This window comes from Mucilaginibacter sp. MD40, assembly GCF_002288635.1.
Lineage (GTDB): Bacteria > Bacteroidota > Bacteroidia > Sphingobacteriales > Sphingobacteriaceae > Mucilaginibacter.
Genome location: NZ_NRSW01000001.1, coordinates 2,598,836 through 2,621,297, shown reverse-complemented (window position 1 = coordinate 2,621,297; position 22,462 = coordinate 2,598,836). Strand labels below are relative to the sequence as shown.

Sequence of the window (22,462 nt, the reverse complement as noted above, 5' to 3'; positions counted from 1 at the left end):
TTGTTTCAAATAACAAAGAAAGCCGGCCTTATTTGCGTAAGGCCGGCTTTCTTTGTTATAGACTTTTTTTTAAAAATTGGGTTTCAGCACGTATTTATCGTAGAAACGGAAAATATGCTCTACTGCCTCTTCAGCAGTATCTACCACGCGGTACAGGTTCAAGTCGTCCGGGCTTATGTTATGTTCAGCTTCCAGCATGCGCTCTTCTACCCATTTAAACAGGCCGCTCCAATAATCTTTTCCCACAAAAATGATGGGGAAGCGAGCTATTTTACCGGTTTGTATCAAGGTAATAGCTTCAAAGGATTCATCCATGGTGCCAAAACCGCCAGGCAGGATAATAAAACCCTGTGAATATTTCATGAACATTACCTTACGGATAAAAAAGTAATCGAACTCCAATATCTTATCCCTGTCGATATATTTATTATGGAACTGCTCAAAAGGCAACTCAATGTTTAAACCTACCGACTTACCGCCGGCTTCATAAGCACCTTTGTTACCTGCTTCCATAATACCCGGGCCACCGCCGGTTATTACGCCATAGCCTCGTTCGGTAAGCAGGCGAGCGGTATCTTCAGCCAGTTTGTAATATTTATTATCGTTTTGAGTACGTGCTGAACCAAATATAGATACGCATGGGCCTATCTTGGCCAGTTTCTCAAAGCCGTCGACAAACTCGGCCATTATTTTAAATATCTGCCAGGAGTCGGTTACTTTAATTTCCTGCCAGTTCTTGTTCTCAAATGCTTGTCTTATTTTTTCTTCACCAGTCATGTTACAAAATTAGTCCGGAGGTCCGGTAAATCGGAAGCCGGAAGTAGATACATATTACAATAAAAATTTATTTAAGTTTTAAAGGGAGCGGGTTAAGCAACCTCAACTCTCAAGGCTTTCTCATCTTTTCGTTTAGAAGTGATCCACAACCCGGCAAATGTAATTAAACCGTTCACAATTATTAGTTCGTTATCAAATACATATCCGCCTAACAGTTCTTTTGAATCTGTACTCAGGAAGTAGCAAACCGCCGGAGAAATCAGGCAAATAAATGGTACTAATTTGTCATTTACCTGCCGCTTGCTTACGAACAAACCGAAGCTGTATAAACCAAGTAAAGGGCCATAAGTATATGATGCTACTTTAAATATGGCCGTTACCACCGCGTCATTATTTAACGCATTGAAGGCAATAATGGTGAGAAACATTAATCCTGAAAATGCGATATGCACATAATGGCGAATGTTCACCATTCTTTTGCTGTTGGTATCTTTACGCTTATTGAAGCCTAAAAAGTCTACGCAGAATGATGTTGTAAGCGCCGTAAGTGCAGAATCAGTAGTGGCAAATGTAGCTGCTGTTAAACCCAGCATAAACACCATGGCGGGTACCAAACCCAAGTAATTTAAAGCAATGGTAGGGTACAGATAATCGGTCTTGGCAACGGTAATACCGTTTTTAGCCGCATACATGTACAGTAATGCACCAACGCTCAAAAAGAAAATATTGATCACCACGAACACGCCCGTAAAGCTGAACATGTTCTTTTGAGCTTCCTTGATATTGCTTAGGCTGAGATTTTTCTGCATTAGGTCCTGATCGAGGCCAGTCATACCTACGGTGATGAACAAACCACCGAGGAACTGTTTGCTCAGGTGAAAATGGCTACCCATAAAATCTTCCAGGAAAAAGATCTTTGAATAACTGCTGTTCTTGATGGCCTCCGCTGCCTGAAAGATGTTCATGTCCAGGCTACGGCAAATAAAGTATATTGACAGAAAAACTGACGAAACCAGGAACAGCGTCTGCAAGCTATCGGTAATAATAATTGTTTTTAACCCGCCTTTAAACGTGTATGACCATATTAGTACTAAACAGATAAGCACCGTTACACCAAAGGGAACGCCATAGCTATCAAATATGAATTTTTGTAATACAATAACCACCAGGTACAGCCTAAAAGACGAACCAATTGTGCGGCTCAGTAAGAATATAGCGGCAGCCGTTTTGTAGCTCCATGTGCCTAAAGCGTGTTCAATGTAACTGTAAATGGACGTCAGCTTCATGCGATAATACAGGGGTAGCAACACAGTAGCTATAATAATAAAGCCAGCAGCGTTACCCAATACAAATTGAAAATAAGCAAACTGATCTCCGGATGGCGCACCAACTTTGCCCGGTACCGATATAAAGGTTACACCGCTTAGGGCGGTACCGATCATACCAAAAGCAACCAGGTACCATTTTGAATTACGGTTAGCCACAAAAAAGGTATCATTATCTGACGATTTACGAGAAGTGAGATATGAAATGACCATCAGCACCAAAAAGTAGCCGATAATGAATGACAGTAATATTCCGGGTGACATAATTTAGTTTTACGTTACGCCCTAAAGTAGGGGTTTAAGATTGGCAATGCAAAATAATATGTGTACAGTATAGTAAAAAAGATACTTTTGCATGCAGTTGTTTAGCTTTAATGATACTACAGACATGAACCGACTTAACCAGCTTTTTGCTTCGAAAAATAAAAACCTGCTTTCTATTTATTACACAGCCGGTTATCCGCGGTTAGATACCACGCTTGATATTGCCGAAGCGCTTGAAAAAGCCGGTGCCGATTTTTTAGAGATCGGTTTTCCATACTCTGACCCCGTTGCTGATGGGCCGACTATCCAACATAGTTCGCAAACTGCCTTAGATAACGGCATGACTTTGAACCTTTTATTTCAGCAATTGAAAGAACTGCGCAACCGCGTTAGCATACCGGTGCTTTTAATGGGTTACATTAACCCCATTGTACAATACGGCGTAGAACGTTTTTGTAAAGATGCCTCAGCTGCTGGCGTAGATGGCGTGATAGTGCCCGACCTGCCGATGTATGAGTATGAGATGATCTATCGTAAGCATTTCGAAGATAACAACCTAAGCAATATATTTCTGGTTACTCCGCAAACTTCGGAGGAGCGGATCCGTAAGATAGACGGTTTTAGCAACAGCTTTATTTATTTGCTGTCGTCATCGTCAATTACCGGTGGTAGTTTACAACTAAGTGATAGCATTGAGGCTTATTATCAGCGTATTAAAGATATGCACTTGAACAACCCGGCCATTATTGGTTTTGGGATTTCGGATAACAGATCTTTTAGTAAAGCTTGCGAGTATGCCAATGGTGCTATAGTAGGCAGTGCTTTTGTAAAACTTTTGGCAGAGGAGAACTACATGGAAAAGATTCCTGAATTTATCAAGGCAATAAAGGATAGCTTATAAATAATCTTCCAATACACCTTTTCCCTCTCGGATAATCTCAAAGTCGCCGGATGTGCAGTCAACTATAGTTGATGGTATGTTTTCGCCATAACCGCCATCTATTACAATATCTACAAGGTCCTGGTATTTCTCGTGTATCAATTCAGGATCAGTAGAGTATTCGATGATATCGTCATCATCGTGAATTGAGGTAGATAGGATGGGGTTGCCCAACACTTTCACAATGCACCGGGCAACATTATTGTCAGGCACGCGTATACCAACTGTTTTCTTATTAGAGCTAAGCAATTTAGGTACAGCATGGCTTGCATTAAAGATAAATGTGAATGGGCCGGGCAGGGCTTTCTTTAGTAAACGAAACGTGGTATTATCTATCGGCTTTATATAATCCGAAATGTGGCTAAGATCATAGCAGATAAATGAGAAGTTTGCTTTCTCCGGTTTAATATTCCTGATGCGCGCAATTTTTTCGATAGCTTTTTGGTTGGTAATATCGCAACCCAAACCATAAACAGTATCGGTAGGATAAATGATAATGCCACCTTTGCGTAGCACATCTGCTACTTGTTCAATGGCCCGCTCATTTGGGTTTTCAGGATAGATTTTTAAAAGCATATTAATAAAGCAAATATAACCACCAAAGGTTTTAAAAAGGAAAGCCATCCGTTTTTACGAATGGCTTTTTATTATGAACAGGTCAATTAATCTCTAATCAACCAATCTTTGATCCTAATTACGCTTGTTTAGCAAACTGGATGCTGGCGATCAACTTAATATCTTCGCCAACAACAATTGAACCTGCTTCAGTAACGCCATCCCAGGTAAGGCCAAACTCTTTACGGTTTATTTTACCGCTAACATCAAAACCGGCTTTGTTGTTGCCGTAAAAATCGGTAGCAACACCACCGTGTTCTACATCAAGGGTAACCGGTTTGGTAACACCTTTAATGGTCAAGTCGCCTTTTAATTGGTAATCATCACCGTCTTTAGTAAAAGAAGTTGATTTAAAACTGATCTTCGGATGAGAAGCCGCATCAAAAAAGTCGGCACCTTTTAAATGCTCGTCGCGTTGAGATTGATTGGTATCAATGCTATCAACGTTTAAAGAAAATTCCACTTTCGCATCAGTAAAATCGTCATTTTCTGTTTCTAATGAGCCTTCAAAAGTTTTAAATGAACCTGTTACGGTTGATATAACCAGGTGTTTAACTTTAAACTGAACCTCTGAGTGCATTGGGTCTAATACCCATTTTGTTGTTGCCATGGTAATGTAGTTTTGTTTTGTGATACAAATGTATAAATAAATGTTTAAACATGTATTTATATCTCGTTTTTATGACCTGTTTACGACAAAGGCCATTTTAACTATAACATTATGATATTGAAGCGGTTTGAGTTTATTAATAACTTAATGTTGAGATAACAAAAAAGGGGAAGCGTTGCTCCCCCTTTTTTGTTATGTGATTATTTGAATACTATTTAGCTAATACTTCTTTTACACGTTCAGCAGCCTCCTTAAGCAGGATAGCCGAGTAAACCTGCAAACCAGAATTATCAATCAGTTCTTTAGCTTCTTTAGCGTTAGTGCCTTGTAAGCGAACAATGATTGGAACTGGAATATTTCCTATTTCGTTATAGGCATCAATAACACCTTGTGCCACACGGTCGCAACGTACTATACCACCAAATATGTTGATCAGGATGGCTTTAACGTTAGGATCTGAAAGGATAATGTTAAAACCAGCCTTTACAGTTTGCGCATTAGCAGTACCACCAACATCAAGGAAGTTAGCAGGTTCGCCACCGGCAAGTTTAATAATATCCATGGTAGCCATGGCCAAACCGGCACCGTTAACCATACAGCCTACGTTACCATCAAGCTTAACGTAGTTTAGGTTGCTTTTGCTGGCCTCAACTTCTGTAGGGTCTTCCTCGTCCGTATCGCGCATGGCAGCGTAATCCGCATGGCGGTAAAGTGCATTATCATCCAGGTTAACTTTAGCATCAACAGCTAAAATTTTATTATCAGATGTTTTTAATACCGGGTTAATTTCAAACTGCGAAGAATCTGTTGCATCATAAGCCTTATAAAGAGCAGTGATAAACTTCACCATATCCTTAAAAGCATCACCGCTTACACCCAGGTTAAAGGCAATTTTACGTGCCTGGAAGGGTTGTAAACCAACTTTAGGATCTATTTCTTCTTTAAATATCTTTTCAGGGGTAGAGTGTGCCACTTCTTCAATGTCCATACCACCTTCAGTGCTGTACATGATAATGTTACGGCCTTTGGCGCGGTCAAGCAAAACGCTCATGTAAAATTCTTTTACATCGCTTTCGCCCGGGTAATAAACATCTTGTGCAATTAAAACCTTTTTAACCAGCTTACCTTCGGGACCTGTTTGGGGGGTAACCAGCTGCATGCCAATGATCTGGCCGGCCAATTCCTTAACCTGATCGTGATTTTTAGCTAATTTTACGCCTCCGCCTTTACCACGGCCACCGGCATGTATCTGAGCTTTAACAACAACCCAGTCAGAGTTAAAATCCTCTTTCATTTTTTGCGCTGCTGCAACCGCCTCTTCCGGAGTGTCTGCAACAATGCCTTCCTGTACTCTTACGCCAAAGCTTTTTAAAATAGCCTTGCCCTGATATTCATGAATATTCATATTGTCGAAGTATTTGCGGTAAAACTACAATTTTGTTTTTAGAGATTAGCGCCCCAATATTAGAGATTTGTGATTTATGGCAATTATTTTGCAATAACATTAGGTACGGCTGTTTAAGTTCTGGTAAATTATCCATCACATCACTTATTTACTTCGCTGTTATTGCTAAATTCGCCCATGCTTAAAGCACAATCCATCCATAAATCATACGGAAAACTGCATATACTAAAAGGTGTAGACCTTGAAGTACAGCAAGGCGAGATCGTAACTATTGTAGGTGCCTCAGGCGCAGGTAAGAGCTCGTTACTCAATATACTGGGCACGCTGGATACACCAGATAGCGGCCAGATATTTATAGATGGGGAAGAGGTAAGTAAATACAATAACAAAAATCTCAGTATCTTCCGTAACAAGCGTATAGGTTTCATTTTTCAGTTCCATCATTTGCTGGTAGAATTCAGCGCGCTTGAAAATGTATGTATACCGGCATTTATAGCAGGCACGCAAAAGGCCGTAGCCGAAAAGAGGGCGAAGGAATTATTGGATATGCTGGGACTCGGGCACCGTACCGATCATAAGCCGGCAGAGCTATCAGGCGGCGAGCAGCAGCGTGTGGCGGTTGCGAGGGCCCTGATCAATAACCCTGCATTGATATTTGCCGATGAACCTTCGGGTAATCTCGATTCAAAGAACGCCTTGGAACTACATGAATTATTCATCAGGCTTAGGAAGGAATTTAACCAAACCTTTGTGATCGTTACACACAATGAAGACCTGGCCGCTATGGCCGACCGTAAGATAGTGATGAAAGATGGCTTAATTGTGAACAGTTAATGAAGATATTGATTACAGCCGCTACATCAGCCGATTCACATAAACTTAAAAAGCAATTTGATGGCCATGTAGTGCAAATGGGCGATTATCATGAATTACCTGCATTTATGAATGTGGTGAAGCTGCCAGATCCTAAAGTTGATACCTATGCGCACGAGATGCTCACCCTGTGCCTGGATATTGGCGCCGAGCAGGTTTACTTGATGGAAGAAGCTGAAGCTGATGCCTTATTGCCATCCGGACAATTGTTTACAGAATATAATATTGAACTTATAGATGGCCGTAACCTATAGCGATACCGACCCGCGTAAAAAGGCTTATATATTTGAGCTGGATAATGTGCTGTTCCCTGCCAAAGATTATTATTACCAGATATACTACCTGTTTGCCAACCTTTTAGAATATACGGAATTAAACAGCGCGGCAAAGACAACCGAACTGATGATTGATACGTATAATAACAAAGGGGGGGGTGCTGTGTATGACGAATTGGTAGCCCGGTTAAACGTAGACGAAAAATATCGCAGTAAACTGGAAATTATGCTGCTTACTGCCAGGCTGCCTTTAAAATTGTTGTTATACAGTAATATGCTTACATTTATACAGGAAGCGGTTACCGATCGTAAAAAGATATTTATTGTAACTAACGGCGCGCCGCAGATGCAATTAAATAAAATAAGGCAGGTTGAGTGGCATGGATTACAACCTTATCTCACTTGTTATTTTGCAGAAGAAACGCGGCCTAAGCCTGAACCGGACGTATTGCACCTGCTGATGAAGGAACATAGCTTGGAACGGCGCGACCTGCTCATGATTACAGGCAGCGAAACAGATATTTTATGCGCTGAAGCCTGTGGACTTGACCATTTGCCTGCAAGCGGAATTTTATATTGATACTGATAATATACTTATTACAAACTCGTTACATCATCTGAAAAGAATATCATATGCGGAAAATTTTTTACTTACTTGGTTTTACCGTTGTAGCATTTACAGCCTGTAAAAAAGACAAAGTTAACAATGGCGGCGGCAGCGACGGTGGTACCATTGCCCCCTCAAAGACAGGATCAACACTCGATCTGATAAAAGATTCGGTTTATTTATACGCGCAGCAAACCTATTATTGGAACACGCAGTTGCCAACATACGCTGCATTTAATCCAAGGTCCATAAGTGGTAGTAATGATATTGACGCGCTGTCAAATGAAGTAGACAGGCTTACACAATATGCCATCAATCCGGAAACAGGGAAATCATATGAATACACGGCTTCCGGGTATTCAAAGTATTCTTTTGTAGATGATGGTACGGTGTCTGCGGAACTGGGAGGAGTAAAAGGCGACTTTGGTTTTGCGCCTCTTTGGAATACCACTAATGATCTCAGGATAAAGTATGTTTATCCCGGTTCACCTGCAGATCAGCAGGGAATTAAACGCGGATACCAGATCATCAAAATAAACGGTAAGAGCGGTAGCGACTTAAGTTATGATGGCGACGGCAGTGGCAATAACGTACGTTTCCTGATCAATGCATACAGCAATAGCAGCACCATAACCATGACGCTTAAACGCCCTGATGCTACTACCTTTGATGTAAACTTAACCACCGGTACTTATACCGTTAACCCGGTTCTTGCTTCAAAAGTGATTGACCCGGGTAACGGGCAAAAAGTAGGCTACGTTGTATTTAACAGCTTTACCACATTAGACAACTCGCAAAGCAAGCTCGATGCTGTATTCAGTGATTTTGCAGCACAAGGGGTACAAAACTTGGTGGTTGATTTAAGGTATAACGGAGGTGGATCGGTTGCAACAGCAGAGTACTTATCCAATCTTATTGCACCAACAAGCGTAAATGGCCAAACCATGTTTACTTATTATTTTAACCAAACTATGGTAAACAAACAGGCCACCATTCTGCAAAACCAAAAATTCAAATACAATGGTCAAATTTATTCCATGTTTGATTATGACTATTCACCTTCGGCCTGGACAGAGAAATTTGATAAAAGTGGTAAACCTGATCTGGGCCTGAAAAATGTGTTCTTCCTGGTTACAGGTTCTACAGCATCAGCCAGTGAATTAACAATTAACAATTTATTGCCTATAACTTCATTGAATGTTAAGCTTATAGGCACCACTACTTATGGTAAACCCGTTGGTTTCTTCGCCTGGGATATTAATAAATATCAATTATATATGCCGGAATTTGAAACCAAAAATTCCGCAGGTAAAGGTGGTTATTATACAGGCATGAGGCCTGCTACAAATCCATCCGCATCTACAGATTATGCGGGTAAGCCTGTATCTGATGATGTAACTAAAGATTTTGGCGACCCAACAGAAGGCATGCTTGCTACCGCGCTTAGCTATGTTAAACTGGGTTCTTTTGCTACCAATAACCTACAGGTGCAAAGCTTAAATAAAGTAGCCACTTTTTCGGTTGACCAATCTCGTGAAGTAGGTTTGAAATTAGAAGGCAACAAATTTAATGGCATGGTAGCTGATCCGGCTGGTCATAAAAAATTGAAATAATCAATTTTAAATTCAAATCGCAAGTTATATACCTGCTATTTGTAAAGTATCGGTCCGGGGAGAAAGCGCTTCCTGGATCAATACAGTAGCTTATGATGGAGATCCCCTGATGGAGGCACCTTTTCTAGCACAAGTGTAGGCATTGCGTACGAGTTTTAACTTACTCAGCAAATTCGCGTAAGTCTACAGGTACCACTCTTGATATACCTTGCTCTACCATGGTAACCCCATAAACAACATCGGTGCAGGCAATTGTACGTTTGTTGTGTGATATGATGATAAACTGCGATTCGGCCGAGAACTTGCGTATGATGTTATTAAACTTATCAATATTAGTATCGTCAAGCGGGGCATCTACCTCATCGAAAATACAGAATGGCGCGGGCTTAAGCAGGTAAAGCGAAAATAGTATAGCTGTGGCTGTAAGCGTTTTTTCACCGCCTGATAACTGGTTGATAGATAACGGCCGCTTACCTTTAGGCCGGGCGATGATATCTATGTCAGATTCCAGCGGATTGTCGGGATTAGTAAGTGTAAGGTCGCAGGAGTCTTCTTCATTAAACAATGAGCGGAATACCTTAATGAAGTTTTCACGTACCAGCACAAATGCGTTCATGAACTTCTCTTTGGCGGTATCATCAATCTCCTGAATGGTGGCCAGTAGTGACGCTTTAGCTTCTGCCAAGTCTTTTTTCTGCGTTTGGATGAAGGTATGGCGCTCGTTCATCTCATTGTAAGCCTCAACCGCCATTGGGTTGATTGCACCAAAGTCATCCAACTGGCGTTTCATCTTATCGGTCTTCTCGCGGATGTCTTCTTCGTTGTCCGCTTCGTTCACCTCAACTTCTAACAGGTCATTAATATCAATGTTGAACTCTACCGACAAACGTTCGCGTAAGGCATTAAGTTCAAGCTTGAGGTTATTACGTTCGTCTTTCAACTCGTTTTCAATAGCCTCGGTGCGGTCTTTTTGCTGGCGGAGTTTTGTAACTTCTGCTTCGCGATCGGTGATCGCATTTCGCCAAGCGTAGTATTCCTGTTCAGCTTCCGCGGTTCCTTTTTCAAGCGCTTCTTTCTGCTCATACATTTCCAGCAGGTTTTCGTCGCTGTCGCCGGTCTGTTGCAGGTTCTCTAATATCGCCGCCTTTACTTTTTCCAGCTCAGCACTGTTTTGCCTTATGCGTGTATCCAAGTGCTCTAACTGTGTTTCGCGGTAGTCAAGATCTTTTGCCAACCCCGACACCTTATTTTGCTGCTGATGAAAGCGGATATTTTCCTGGTTGTATGCATTGGAACGAACGGTTACAATCTCGTTCAACTCATTAAACAAGGCCTGCTTTGCCAGCATCAGCTCGTTTTGTGTTTGCTTTTGTTCTTTAAGGTCTAACAGAGTAGGGCCAAGGTTAAATATCTCATCTTTGATTCCGGCTATTTTATCGGCGATGGCTTGCTTACGGTTCAGGCTGTTCTCTATAAAGGCCTGGTACTGTTCCTGCTTCGTTTTAACCGTAACTAATTCTGTATTAAGTTGATTCAGTTCAAACTGTTTTTGGCGTACCTCGTTAGCCTTGCCTGAGGCTTTTAAAGCTGCAAGCCTGCTGTTTAGTTCCTCTGATTCACTTTTTAACTTTTGTATACGTGTTTCAGCCTGTTTAATTTCCTTAAGCAGATTATCCAGGTTTTTCGCCCTCCCAATACGCTTGCCTTCAAACAAACCAACCGAACCGCCGGCCATAGTATGGCGCGATTTGTTAAATTTGCCGGTTTTACCTATCAGCACTACACCCTCCGGCAATGGTAACGAGTTAATATCCTGCTCACCCTGATCATTCACCAGGTAAACATGTTTTAACAAATGCGTACACAGCGGCGTGTAGCGCTCATCAACTTCAATAACTGATAGTGCGGGAATAGCGGCAGAGTCGATCAGGCTGGTATCAGTTGCTTTTTCTTCGTTCTTGTAATTATCGAGTATAAAAAACTGTGCGCGGCCCTTCGCAGCATTGCTTAACAGGTTGATGGCGGCAATGGCTTCATCGTAACTATTTACCACATAGTGGTTCATGAACGGCTCCAGGTAATTCTCAATCGCTACCCTGAACTCTTCCTTGCAAAAAAGTATATCGCTAAAAAGTGTGATGGTTTTAGCCCAACCTGTGGTCTTCTTCAAAAAACGGATAGACTCGGGGAAACCTTCCAAATTATCAACCAAACTTTTTGTAAGGTTGTATTCGTTTTGCCGGGCATCTAAACAGCGACTATCGGTAGCTATACTTTCCGTTACTGTTTTTAGCGATGCTTCTGCTTCTGCAATTTGCTCCTGTAGTTTGTTCTCTGCATCTACAGCGAGTTCGTACTCGCCTTTCAGGGTTTCAACGCGGTTCTGCAGTTCAGCAACAACGGTATTAAAGTGGGAGAGCTCCGCTTCTTTATTAGTGGTGTCCTCCATGTTACGCTGGCTTTCCTGCTCAAGCGCCTGTTGCTGAATGTTCAGGATGTCAATGTCCTTTTCGGCTTTGTAAACCTGGCTTTGCAAACGGTTGTTCACCGCATTCAGTTCATTCAGCTCATTTCTGGCTTCGGCCTGTTGCGCCCGTAGTTCATCTACAGCTTCTTTAAGCTCCTGTACGCGCGCCGTAATGGTTTGCAGGTTTTCGTCCTCCTGCAATTTTTCCTCATTAAGGCGCTTAATATTGTATTGTACGTGCTTATATTGTGTATTATCTCGTTCTAACTCATCTTTCAGGCGAGATTCTTTATCCTGCTGATGTTTGAGCTGCTCGTTCTTAATACGTTTCTCGCTCTCGTATGCACGTATCTTAGCCGTATACTCATTACTGGCTTTTTGTTGGGCGGCCAGGTTTTTCTCTTTGGTGATGCTTTCAACCTTGCTTTTTTGAAGTTCGGCTTCAAGTGTATCTATCTGTGATACGATACCGGCTTTTTCAACTTTTTGAACCTGTTCTTTTTCCTCGATCATCGCCAGCGAGCGACTAAAATTGGCAATACGGAATGAGGCCAGCGAGATGCTAAGCGTTTTATATTGTTCTTTTAAGCGGTAATAGCGTTCGGTTTTTTTTGCCTGGTTTTCAAGTGTCTTCAGGTTTTTCTCAATCTCAAATAACAGGTCCTCAACACGTTCAAGGTCGGCTTCTGTATCCTTTAACTTACTAAAGGTTTGCTTTTTGCGGAGCTTGTATTTGGAGATACCCGATGCTTCCTCAAACAAGTTACGTCGCGATCCTTCTTTGTTGTTGATGATCTCGTCTATCATTCGTAGTTCGATGATAGAGTAGGAGTCGGCACCAACGCCGGTATCCATAAAAAGATCGGTGATATCCTTTAAACGACATTGTACGTCGTTTAGGCGGTACTCGCTCTCACCGCTGCGATATAACCTGCGGGTAAGTGTAACCTGCGAAAAATCAGTAGGAAGAATATTCTTAGTATTATCAAACGTTAACGACACCTCGGCCAGGTTGGCCGCCTTGCGGGTTTTGGTACCGTTAAAAATAACGTTGTCCATCTTTTCAGACCGTAGCATACGCGTGCTTTGCTCTCCCAGAACCCAGCGGATAGCATCTACAACGTTGCTTTTGCCGCAGCCATTAGGGCCTGCAATAGCCGTAACACCCTCATTAAAATTAATGGTGATCTTATCGCCGAAACTCTTAAAACCCTTGATTTCTAATTGAGTAAGTTGCATTAATCAGGACAAGTGCTGCTAAAAAACAAAAGCTTAAGATAGCTATTTACGGTTAAAGCTGAAACTAAAAAGGCTTATCTTATTTAAACCACTATGCTTCCACTTAGATAAGTGACTGCATTCCCGGCCATTACCACGCGGTCACCTTTAAATTCGCACCATAATTCGCCTTTCCGTGGCGATACCTGGTAGGCATGTAGCCTATCTTTACCTAATTTATTTGCCCAGTACGGAATTAAATTGCAGTGCGCCGAACCCGTAACCGGGTCTTCCGGAACACCTGCAGCGGGAGCAAAAAAGCGTGATACAAAGTCGACATCTTTACCTGGTGCCGTAACAATTATGCCTAACGTATCTATCTTAGCCAGCAACGAATGATCGGGTACCATATTCCTAATTTCGTCCTCGGTTTCATAAACCAGGAAGTAATCGCGGGAGCGTAGAACTTCTTTAGGTGTAGCGCTGCCTAAAGCCGCCATCAAACCCTCGGGTATATCAGCTGCAAATGGAAGGCGTGAAGGGAAATTCATAGTATATTTATTACCATCGCGTGTAACCACCAATGTGCCCGCCTTAACCGTATCAAAGTTGATGGTATCGCCCGCGTAGCCTAATTCGGTAAATAAAATATGGGCGGCAGCAAGTGTAGCATGTCCGCATAGATCAATCTCCAACTCAGGAGTAAACCAGCGCAGCAAGTAACCATTCTCGTTTTTTACAAAGAAAGCGGTTTCTGCCAGATTGTTTTCCATGGCTATCTTCTGCATTACTTCATCGGGTAACCATCCCTCAAGTGGACAAACAGCAGCGGGGTTGCCACCAAAAAGCTTGTCGGTAAATGCATCGGCCTGGTATATTGGGATCGTCATAGCGTTTAACGGTTTATACCGCTAAGATAGCCGTAAGTAACTAATTCTTCGTTATTGGTGATGTGTTTTGTGCAGCCGTTATTTAATAGTATCACCTTATCACTCACATCCAAAATATTATTATACTGATGATCGGTGATGATAATTCCTTTACATTTGGCGCATGTGCGTATTATGGGTTTAAATTCATCTGCTTGTACAGGTGAAATATGCGTAAACGGCTCGTCCAGTAAAATAAAGTCAGCCTTGCTGTAGACAATCATTAGCATCTCCAGTTGCCGCAACTCGCCGCCCGAGAGCTGTGCCGGTGTTTTATGAGCATGCAGTTTGTATACGTCAAGACCAGTAAAATCATTCCAAACGTTCTCATCTACCAACATCCGCGCAAGTCTGCTTATTTTAATATTATTGGGCAAATAGCTATGCTGTGGCAAATAAGCTATACGGTTGTTATGGTAGCCTTTATGAATGAAAACGCCATTGATGCTTACATATTTGTAAGATGCCTGCAACGTACCAAATATCACTTTTAATAACGATGATTTACCACAGCCGTTCCTGCCTAACAAACCAATTACCTGGCCCTGAGTACATTCCAGGTATACATCCTGCAATGTCTTGCGCCCGTTATATGCCAGCTGTACACTGTCAACTTTTAAAACAAGTGGCGGCATATAGAAAGTATTAAGGTGATTACGGTAAATACAGCGAGATCTATCAAATAAGCATAGCCATATAACCGCCTAATGGATAAGCCCGCGTTACGGTAATAAAAGTACGTTTTGGCTGATGAATGATAATGCAAACTTACAGCGCCTGCAAAACCAATAAGCTTTGAAAAGTACAGAGAAATTATATTATTTCCAGTGCTGCCGCCAACTAATAAAAAACAGAGAAGAGTAAATGTTATGTTATAAACAACCAGTGTACAATAGAATTGCAGCGTGAGTGTGACAAGGCGTTTCATGTTGATTGCTTACAATACGTAAATCAATCAAATAAATTGTATTGCGGGTTTGTTTTAATGCTGTGCTCTATCCGTATCTTATTCACCAACAAGTGCGCCTGCCTGGTTGGCTCAGGTATGCGATAACAGCGAATGCAATTTTTTATCACCTCAACGCTTTGCTGTATATTGATATGATGCCCTGGTGAAATATAAATAGGGTTACAGCGTACCTTGCTTCTTAATGCTACACCAACCTGTTCGCCATTATGGTATATTGAGCTTTCTGCGAAGGGCTTATCTTCAGGTTCATCAAACTTGCCGGCCAGCCGGCTTTTGGCACTCCCAATGGTAGGCACATTAGTTATCAACCCGAAATGTGTGGCAATACCCATGTGGCGTTCGTGTGCTATGCCCTGGCCGTCTAATACCAGCAAGTTGGGTTTTGTTATGAGGGTATCCCATGCTTTTAGCAGTGCGGGTACTTCTCTAAAGGCTAACAGCCCGGGAATGTAAGGGAATTTAGTGGTGGCTATTGCAGTAGCCGTAGTGATAACTTTTAATTCGGGATAGGTAAAAACCACAATACCGGCATACAATACTTCGGAGTTTTTATTAAAAGATATATCGGCGCCTGCAATGGTGCGGACAGGAGAGGTGAGTTCTTTTATACTGATCTGCTTACGCAGTTCGTGTTGATGAGCAATCGCCTGCGCAGGGGTGAAATGTTCGTAACCGCTTGGGTCTTCCATTTCTTTTTAACATAAAAAAGCCTCCGCTTGTTTAAGGGAGGCTTTTTATAAGGATTAACCTAAGTATGATTTTAATATTTTGCTTCGCGAAGTGTGACGTAAGCGTTGCAGCGCCTTATCCTTTATCTGGCGAACACGTTCGCGGGTAAGGTTAAACTTCTCGCCGATCTCCTCAAGTGATAGCGGATGATTAGTACCTAAACCGAAGAACAGTACGATGATCTCGCGCTCGCGCTCAGTCAAAGTAGATAATGAACGTTTGATCTCTTCTGAAAGAGATTCGTTGATCAGGATAGAGTCGGTGTTCGGCTCCTGGTTTTCCAGTACATCTAACAAAGTGTTTTCTTCACCCTGTACAAACGGAGCATCCATAGATACATGGCGGCCGCTGTTGCTTAGCGTATCAGATATCTTGTCAACGGTAGTCTCCAGTATGTCGGCAAGCTCTTCCGGTGAAGGTTCACGCTCGTATTCTTGCTCTAATTTGGAGAAGGCTTTGCTGATCTTGCTTAATGAACCCACCTGGTTCAGTGGTAAACGTACGATACGGCTTTGCTCAGCAATAGCTTGTAGTATCGATTGGCGGATCCACCAAACCGCGTATGAAATGAATTTGAAACCTTTGGTTTCGTCAAAGCGTTTTGCAGCTTTAATCAAACCTAAGTTACCTTCGTTAATAAGGTCGCCCAGTGTAAGGCCCTGGTTTTGATATTGTTTAGCTACCGATACCACAAAGCGAAGGTTCGTTTTGGTTAAACGCTCCAATGCGGCCTGGTCGCCTTCTCTAATTTTCTGTGCTAAGATTACTTCTTCTTCGGCAGTTATCAGGTCAACTTTACCAATTTCGTGTAAGTATTTGTCGAGGGATTGCGACTCACGATTGGTAATTGATTGAGTTATTTTGAGTTGTCTCATCTATTTTATTAGCCTCGATTCTTTGATTTAGAATTGAACGTGCAAAAGTACGTATTTGTTTCCTAAAAAACCAGTTTTACTGTAAGAAAACCAGTTATTTACCCTAAAATAAGAAAGTATTTTAAGGGGTAGAAATTGGAATAATTTTTGTGGTTTATAATTCAGGACTATGATTTGGTTTATAAATTCCAAGTTACAAATCTTTTAGCATTAAAATATCTTTTACTCTAATTCCTTTCTCGGTTTGTTGTAAAGTGCAGCATTCATTAACCGGGTCATGTTCTAAAAATAAGATGTATTCTTTCTCTACGGCTTCATTCCAATATAACTTTCTTTCATGAAGCGTTTTCATCGGGAACATATCATAAGCCATTACATACGGTAACGGGATATGACCTACTGATGGGAGCAGATCTGCCATATATAAAATTTGTTTTCCCTTGTAGCTTATCTGTGGCAACATCATAGCATCAGTATGTCCATAAGCAAAACGTATCTTAATATCTTCGGTAAATGACACGCCGTCCTGGGCTTCAATAAATTTGAGTTGCCCACTTTCCTGGATGGGTAAAATGTTTTCTTTGAGAAAGGACGCCTTTTCACGATCATTCGGATTAACGGCCCATTGCCAATGTTGTTTGTTACTCCAATAAGTGGCGTTTTTAAAAGTAGGAGCAAGGTTACCGTTAAGGCGTTCCACTGCACCGCCTACGTGGTCAAAATGCAGGTGGGTCAAAAAAACATCGGTTACATCATCGCGGTTAAAACCTTTGGATGCTAAAGAACTGTCTATAGAAGCATCGCCATGCAGGTAATAGTGACTGAAAAATTTCTCATCCTGTTTGTTGCCTATACCGGTATCTATCAGTATTAGTCTTTCGCCATCTTCAATTAACAAACAGCGCATGGCCCAGGTACAAAGATTCTTATCATCGGCAGGGTTGGTTTTCTGCCAGATGGCTTTCGGTACAACGCCAAACATTGCCCCGCCATCCAATTTAAAAAAGCCAGTATCTATAGTATGTAGTTTCATGGTAACCAAGTATAGTGAATTATTATTTTTGCGCAGCAACATCTCCCCAGAATTTCGGATGTAGCGCTTTACTTATTAAACACTTTTATTTTGACTGACATATTTGGCCAGGCACTTTTTGATCATTACGAGCAAAACGGCAAACATAAATTATGGATCAATAACAAATATGGCCCCAAAGAGGAGATGCCTGTTGATGTTTATTTTCGTGATGAAGAAGATATGCCGGAACTTGAATTGCATGCTCTGGCAAATTGCATCGGCAATGTGCTGGATATAGGGGCGGGAGTAGGCAGCCACGCCCTGGCTTTGCAAAAACGTGGGTTAAGCGTTACAGCTATGGATATCTCGCCTATGGCAGCAACCATTATGCGGCAAAGAGGCGTTGAGGATGTATTAGTAAGTGATATTTTCGATTTCAACGGGAAGCAATATGATACACTATTGCTGATGATGAACGGCATAGGGCTTTGTGGTACGCTTAAAAAGCTGCGTGCTTTTCTGCAACATGCGAGTCAATTATTAAAACCTGGCGGCCAGCTGATTTTTGACTCGTCAGACATTTCTTACTTGTATAATGGGCATCCGCCTTTAACCGGCGACTATTACGGCGAATTATGGTACCAATACCAATATAAAGGCAAAAAAGGAGACTGGTTTAAATGGTTGTATATTGATAAAGATACTTTGCAGGACATAGCTGTAAGCGAAGGGTGGAGTTGCCAGGTATTATTTGAAGATGATATGGATCAATACCTAATTAAACTTAACTATTTATAAGTAATTATATGTGCTGTAACTGAATTATATAAACTTATTTTTAGTAAGATTTGGAATTTTCAATAAGGCAAAATATATTTACTAAAATTATAGTCCTAATTTAGCTCTTGGTGAAAAAAATACTGGCATTACTACTGCTAAGTTTCCATCTGTATACAGCAGGTGGTTATGCTATTATTTTCGCCTATTTTATGCACCGCTCCGAGCAGCAAATTACCAAACAGATTTACGAAAACAAGGTAGACGCTACCCAATTGGTGCAGATAAAAGTACCAGTACATACTCCCGGCATAAAAGACTGGCCCGACTATGAGCGGGTACAGGGACAGGTTCAGTTAAAGAATGGTTTTTATAATTACGTGGGAATGAAAATGACTCACGATACCATTTATCTGGTGTGTGTAGCCAATGAGGTAAAAAGCAAGCTTTTTAATGCCAATACCATTATGGCAAAAAACGTGAGCGACGCGCCGCTAAGTAAAAAAGGACAAGAAGCGCCTGCTAAAAAATTAAACTCGCCTGTTACTGAATACAATATTCCGGTAACTAATTATAGTTTTTTGAGCTTCGACGATCATTGTTTAAAAAGAGCAAATCTTATATCTTCTATATTAACCAATCCTTACATTGAATCTCCGGGAAAGCCACCCAATTACCTCATCGGCTGATTAATATCATTTGAGATTTATTGCATTTATGTATCAAGCTAACAGTGTCTTAGAACATAGTTGTGCTTGTGTTCACATTACAGTATTTAAACATAAGCCGTCAGGTTTGTGAGATTTCCTGATGGTTTATGTTTAAACTGTTTATCCTATTTAATTAAAACTTCATGAATACAACTTTACAATACATAAGGTATTGTATTGGTGCATTGGTTTTGTTGCTTGCCGGCCAATCGGTTAAAGCACAGACGGAATCGGATGCGCTGATGATACCCAAAAATTACTTTTGTGCTGCCGGTATATACACCCATAATAGTTGGGACCATTACTGGGAAGGTACTTTTAAACGCGAAAACCTTAACCTGGGTACAGTAAGCAGTAATGTTTTTGCCCTTGGAGGTAACTACGGTTTAAGCAATCGTATCAATTTACTATTTATGGTGCCTTATGTAAAAACCAATGTATCGGCAGGTACATTACGAGGGCAGCAGGGCTTCCAGGATATTAGCCTGGCATTTAAGTGGATGGCTGTTAAAGAAGAAGTAGGTACAGGCTTACTAAGTTTACATGCCATAGTATCGGGTAATATCCCTGTTGGTAACTACCAGGCCGATTATCTGCCGTTGGCAATAGGCATGAGCAGTAAAAGCATAGCCTTAAGAGGACTTTTAAATTACCAGGTTGGTCGTTTTTTCGTTGCAGGTGCCGGCCAGTATGTCCGTCGTGACAATATCACCATAGACCGCGACTCATATTACACTACAGGGATGCATTACACCAATCAGGTGGCGATGCCTAACATGACTAACTTTTTATTCAGTACCGGTTACCGCAGTTTAAAATTTAATGCAGAAGCCACGCTAACGCGGATGAATACTATTGGTGGTTTTGATATCACCAAAAACAATATGCCTTTTCCAAGTAACAATATGGAGGCTACTGCAGCCGGGGCGATATTTAAATATATGTTTCAGTCAATCCCCGGTCTTGAATTTACAGCTGGTGGTAACTATGTGTTAAAGGGGCGCAATTATGGCCAAAATCTATCGGCTTTTGGTGGCGTATATTACGTGTTTGCAGTGAAAAAGGATAAATCAGAATAATGACCCAAACAATGAGAAAAAACATATTACACATATTGATGATTGGCTTGGGGGCAACTGTTGTACTCACCTCGTCATGTAAAAAAGATATTATTGAGCGAAACCAGGAGTACCCCGCTTTGGCGCCAGCCAGTCAGGATCTTAATGCTGATACATGGCAGCCGGTTTTAACAGCGTCATCCACCTTTAGCGTGGCCACGCCTGACGCGATCACCTCGCCAAACTATCTGGCAGACCTTAACGAAATCAAAAGCTACCAGCGTAATTTAACCAGGCAACAACGCGACATTATTACCTACTGGAGTGCTGGCTCAGTATTACGCTGGAATGAGATATTGCGTGAACTGGTTGCCAAGCATAATTTACCGCCATACCAGAATGATGATGGCACCTATCCTGCGCCAAGCGCAGCTAATCCTTTGGCTTATCCATTATTTCCGTTCTCCAACCCGCCATATGCGGCAAGGGCTTACGCTTATGTAAGCGCAGCCCAGTATGACGCGCTGGTACAGGCATGGAAGTATAAAAAGCAGTTTAACAGGCCCGCACCTTATAAAAACGATGTAGCTATACAGGCGTTGGTTCCAAAGTCTGACCTGCCATCTTACCCCAGCGAAGATGCTGTAGTTTACGGCGTAACAGCTAAGATGATGGAATTACTGTTCCCAGGCGACCTGGATTATATTCGCCAAAAAGCAGCGGAAGAAAAGCTCTATCGCATAATGGCCGGTGCCAACACACGGTCTGATTTGGATGCAGGTGAGTCTTTAGGTAAACAGGTTGCGGATGTATTTTTGGCTCGTGCCCGTACAGATAAAGCAGGTGCCGCGATAGGTAATAAAGATCTTTGGGATAAGCTGGAATCAGACAAGCGTGCTACCGGGCAAATACCATGGATGAGCCTTGAATTGCCTAAACGCCCGCCAATGCTGCCGCTTTTTACCAAGGTGACACCGTTCTTGTTCTCGCCGGAAACTGTTGTGGCTTTACGCCCTGCGGCACCATATTCAACCAGTTCTCCAGAGTTTCAGAAAGAAGCAGATGAGGTATTGCAAATGAGCATGAATCGCAGCCGCGAACATGAACGCATAGTAGCTTTCTGGGCCGATGGTGTGGGTACCGTAACGCCTCCAGGACACTGGAACGCTATTGCTGCTGATGAATTTGTAAAACACAATTACAGCGAAGTGCGCTGGGCGCGTAACCTGGCATTGCTCAACATGGCCGAAATGGATGCCGCCATTGTTTGCTGGGATGCCAAGTATTACTATTTTAACCCAAGGCCTACCCAATTTATGTTTAACATAAAAACGCTTACAGGTATACCTAATTTCCCTTCTTATACCTCGGGGCACTCCAATTTTAGCGGCGCGGCGGCTACCATTTTAGGCTACCTGGTTCCGGAGAAAAAGCAGGCCTTTATGGATATGGCAAATGAAGCGGCCATGTCAAGGTTATATGGAGCTATCCATTACCGTAGCGATTGCGAGGTGGGCTTACAAACCGGTGTTAAAGTAGGGGAATATGCAGTGGCCCGAGCCAAAGCTGACGGTGCAAACTAACGGGATTGTACATGCCATGAGAACAGAACAAAAGATACACTACGTACTACGATTAGCTATATCCATGTGCTTTATAGGCCATGGTGCTTTCGGAATTGTTACCAAGCAAATATGGTGTAACTACTTCGCGGTGTTTGGTATAGATGCTAAAAGCGCCTATGCGCTTATGCCATGGGTAGGCGTAGCGGATATCAGCCTTGGTATATTAATGCTTTTTAGACCAATGCGCGCTATTGCTTTGTGGCTGGTGATATGGGGAAGTGTTACAGCTTTCCTGAGGCCGGCATCAGGCGAACCTTTTGCCGAATTTATTGAGCGCGCCGGAAATTTCGGAGCACCACTGGACATGCTTATCCTATCGGGAGGCATAAAAAGCTTCAAAAATTTATTTGAACCTATCAATCCCGAAACAGAGGTAAATCCGGGTACTATCAGCAAGGTTTATACTTGCCTTAAGATAGTTGGCTTTTTACTTTTGGCCGGGCATGGTTGGCTTAACCTTTTGCAAAAGAAAGGTTTATTAAGCCAATATGCCTCTCTTGGTTTTTCCGAACCGGGCAAAGTGGCACAGTTTGCCGGCGTGTTTGAAATAGCAGCCGCATTACTGGTATTGGTAAAACCAGTCAGAAGTATGGTGCTTGTTTTTATTGTCTGGAAAGCGGCAACCGAACTATTTTATCCTAAATATGAAATATTTGAATGGGTAGAACGGGGTGGTAGCTATGGTACATTGCTGGCCTTATGGCTTTCATTACAGAGTGTTTCTTCAAATCTCACAATACGTTTTTTTTCAAAAAAACATTAATCATCTAAAAAGGGGACTTTCA

The 22,462-nt window shown here is 41.9% G+C and carries 21 protein-coding genes; 10 read left to right on the top strand and 11 right to left on the bottom strand.

What is annotated here, in order from left to right:
* Positions 1-69: 69 nt before the first annotated feature.
* Together CKK33_RS11815 and CKK33_RS11810 are read right to left on the bottom strand one after the other, a co-directional pair.
* The gene (locus CKK33_RS11815; protein WP_095704302.1) at positions 70-777 is read right to left on the bottom strand and encodes a TIGR00730 family Rossman fold protein; all 708 of its coding nucleotides are present in this window, start codon (positions 775-777) and stop codon (positions 70-72) included.
* A gap of 92 nt (positions 778-869) precedes the next feature.
* A complete protein-coding gene (locus tag CKK33_RS11810) occupies positions 870-2,366 on the bottom strand; it encodes a sodium:solute symporter (protein WP_095704301.1) in 1,497 nt (498 codons plus the stop codon).
* A 124-nt stretch (positions 2,367-2,490) separates the two neighbouring features.
* On the opposite strand from CKK33_RS11810, the gene trpA reads away from it, so the two are divergent.
* Positions 2,491-3,267, top strand: coding sequence for a tryptophan synthase subunit alpha (gene trpA / locus CKK33_RS11805; RefSeq protein WP_095704300.1), 777 nt, complete (start codon positions 2,491-2,493; stop codon positions 3,265-3,267).
* Here the strand turns inward: trpA and CKK33_RS11800 are convergent.
* The 3 genes from CKK33_RS11800 to sucC form a co-directional block, all read right to left on the bottom strand.
* Positions 3,262-3,882: an L-threonylcarbamoyladenylate synthase gene (locus tag CKK33_RS11800; protein WP_095705838.1), complete on the bottom strand. Its 621-nt coding sequence runs from the start codon at positions 3,880-3,882 to the stop codon at positions 3,262-3,264. The genes trpA and CKK33_RS11800 overlap by 6 nt on opposite strands.
* Before the next feature lie 118 nt (positions 3,883-4,000).
* Positions 4,001-4,531: a YceI family protein gene (locus CKK33_RS11795; protein WP_095704299.1), complete on the bottom strand. Its 531-nt coding sequence runs from the start codon at positions 4,529-4,531 to the stop codon at positions 4,001-4,003.
* Positions 4,532-4,742: 211 nt separating this feature from the next.
* Positions 4,743-5,936, bottom strand: coding sequence for an ADP-forming succinate--CoA ligase subunit beta (sucC, locus tag CKK33_RS11790; protein WP_095704298.1), 1,194 nt, complete (start codon positions 5,934-5,936; stop codon positions 4,743-4,745).
* A gap of 177 nt (positions 5,937-6,113) precedes the next feature.
* Between sucC and CKK33_RS11785 the strand changes: the two genes are divergently transcribed.
* The 4 genes from CKK33_RS11785 to CKK33_RS11770 are packed head-to-tail and all read left to right on the top strand — an operon-like array spanning position 6,114 to position 9,304.
* The gene (locus CKK33_RS11785) at positions 6,114-6,770 is read left to right on the top strand and encodes an ABC transporter ATP-binding protein (protein WP_095704297.1); all 657 of its coding nucleotides are present in this window, start codon (positions 6,114-6,116) and stop codon (positions 6,768-6,770) included.
* Positions 6,770-7,063: a hypothetical protein gene (locus tag CKK33_RS11780; RefSeq protein ID WP_095704296.1), complete on the top strand. Its 294-nt coding sequence runs from the start codon at positions 6,770-6,772 to the stop codon at positions 7,061-7,063. Before CKK33_RS11785 ends, CKK33_RS11780 begins: the two co-directional genes overlap by 1 nt.
* Positions 7,047-7,664, top strand: a complete 618-nt coding sequence (locus CKK33_RS11775; protein WP_095704295.1) for an HAD family hydrolase — start codon at positions 7,047-7,049, stop codon at positions 7,662-7,664. Before CKK33_RS11780 ends, CKK33_RS11775 begins: the two co-directional genes overlap by 17 nt.
* Before the next feature lie 53 nt (positions 7,665-7,717).
* Positions 7,718-9,304 (top strand): S41 family peptidase, encoded by a 1,587-nt coding sequence (locus CKK33_RS11770; RefSeq protein ID WP_095704294.1) that lies wholly within the window; start codon positions 7,718-7,720, stop codon positions 9,302-9,304.
* 160 nt (positions 9,305-9,464) lie between these two features.
* Here the strand turns inward: CKK33_RS11770 and smc are convergent, their stop codons facing one another.
* The 6 genes from smc to CKK33_RS11735 form a co-directional block, all read right to left on the bottom strand.
* On the bottom strand, positions 9,465-13,010 hold the full coding sequence (gene smc / locus CKK33_RS11765; RefSeq protein ID WP_095704293.1) for a chromosome segregation protein SMC: 3,546 nt from the start codon (positions 13,008-13,010) through the stop codon (positions 9,465-9,467).
* An 83-nt stretch (positions 13,011-13,093) separates the two neighbouring features.
* Positions 13,094-13,879 (bottom strand): PhzF family phenazine biosynthesis protein, encoded by a 786-nt coding sequence (locus CKK33_RS11760; RefSeq protein WP_095704292.1) that lies wholly within the window; start codon positions 13,877-13,879, stop codon positions 13,094-13,096.
* A gap of 5 nt (positions 13,880-13,884) precedes the next feature.
* Entirely contained in the window at positions 13,885-14,553 is a 669-nt protein-coding gene (locus CKK33_RS11755) for an ATP-binding cassette domain-containing protein (protein ID WP_095704291.1), read from the bottom strand.
* A 316-nt stretch (positions 14,554-14,869) separates the two neighbouring features.
* Complete coding sequence (nfi, locus tag CKK33_RS11745) at positions 14,870-15,577, bottom strand: deoxyribonuclease V (RefSeq protein ID WP_095704289.1); 708 nt, start codon at positions 15,575-15,577, stop codon at positions 14,870-14,872.
* 54 nt (positions 15,578-15,631) lie between these two features.
* Positions 15,632-16,492: an RNA polymerase sigma factor RpoD/SigA gene (locus CKK33_RS11740; protein ID WP_090466905.1), complete on the bottom strand. Its 861-nt coding sequence runs from the start codon at positions 16,490-16,492 to the stop codon at positions 15,632-15,634.
* 193 nt (positions 16,493-16,685) lie between these two features.
* On the bottom strand, positions 16,686-17,525 hold the full coding sequence (locus tag CKK33_RS11735) for an MBL fold metallo-hydrolase (RefSeq protein WP_095705837.1): 840 nt from the start codon (positions 17,523-17,525) through the stop codon (positions 16,686-16,688).
* A 90-nt stretch (positions 17,526-17,615) separates the two neighbouring features.
* Here CKK33_RS11735 and CKK33_RS11730 point away from each other — a divergent pair, with 90 nt between their 5' ends.
* From CKK33_RS11730 to CKK33_RS11710, 5 genes are all read left to right on the top strand, one after another.
* Positions 17,616-18,305 carry a bifunctional 2-polyprenyl-6-hydroxyphenol methylase/3-demethylubiquinol 3-O-methyltransferase UbiG gene (locus CKK33_RS11730; RefSeq protein WP_095704288.1) on the top strand — a complete coding sequence of 230 codons (690 nt, stop codon included), beginning with the start codon at positions 17,616-17,618 and terminating at the stop codon, positions 18,303-18,305.
* Positions 18,306-18,412: 107 nt separating this feature from the next.
* Positions 18,413-18,973, top strand: a complete 561-nt coding sequence (locus CKK33_RS11725) for a hypothetical protein (RefSeq protein ID WP_233138198.1) — start codon at positions 18,413-18,415, stop codon at positions 18,971-18,973.
* A gap of 164 nt (positions 18,974-19,137) precedes the next feature.
* Positions 19,138-20,073 carry a hypothetical protein gene (locus tag CKK33_RS11720; RefSeq protein ID WP_095704286.1) on the top strand — a complete coding sequence of 312 codons (936 nt, stop codon included), beginning with the start codon at positions 19,138-19,140 and terminating at the stop codon, positions 20,071-20,073.
* 11 nt (positions 20,074-20,084) lie between these two features.
* Positions 20,085-21,635, top strand: a complete 1,551-nt coding sequence (locus CKK33_RS11715; RefSeq protein ID WP_095705836.1) for a phosphatase PAP2 family protein — start codon at positions 20,085-20,087, stop codon at positions 21,633-21,635.
* A 16-nt stretch (positions 21,636-21,651) separates the two neighbouring features.
* Positions 21,652-22,440: a DoxX-like family protein gene (locus CKK33_RS11710; protein ID WP_143822952.1), complete on the top strand. Its 789-nt coding sequence runs from the start codon at positions 21,652-21,654 to the stop codon at positions 22,438-22,440.
* The last annotated feature ends 22 nt before the right edge of the window (positions 22,441-22,462 follow it).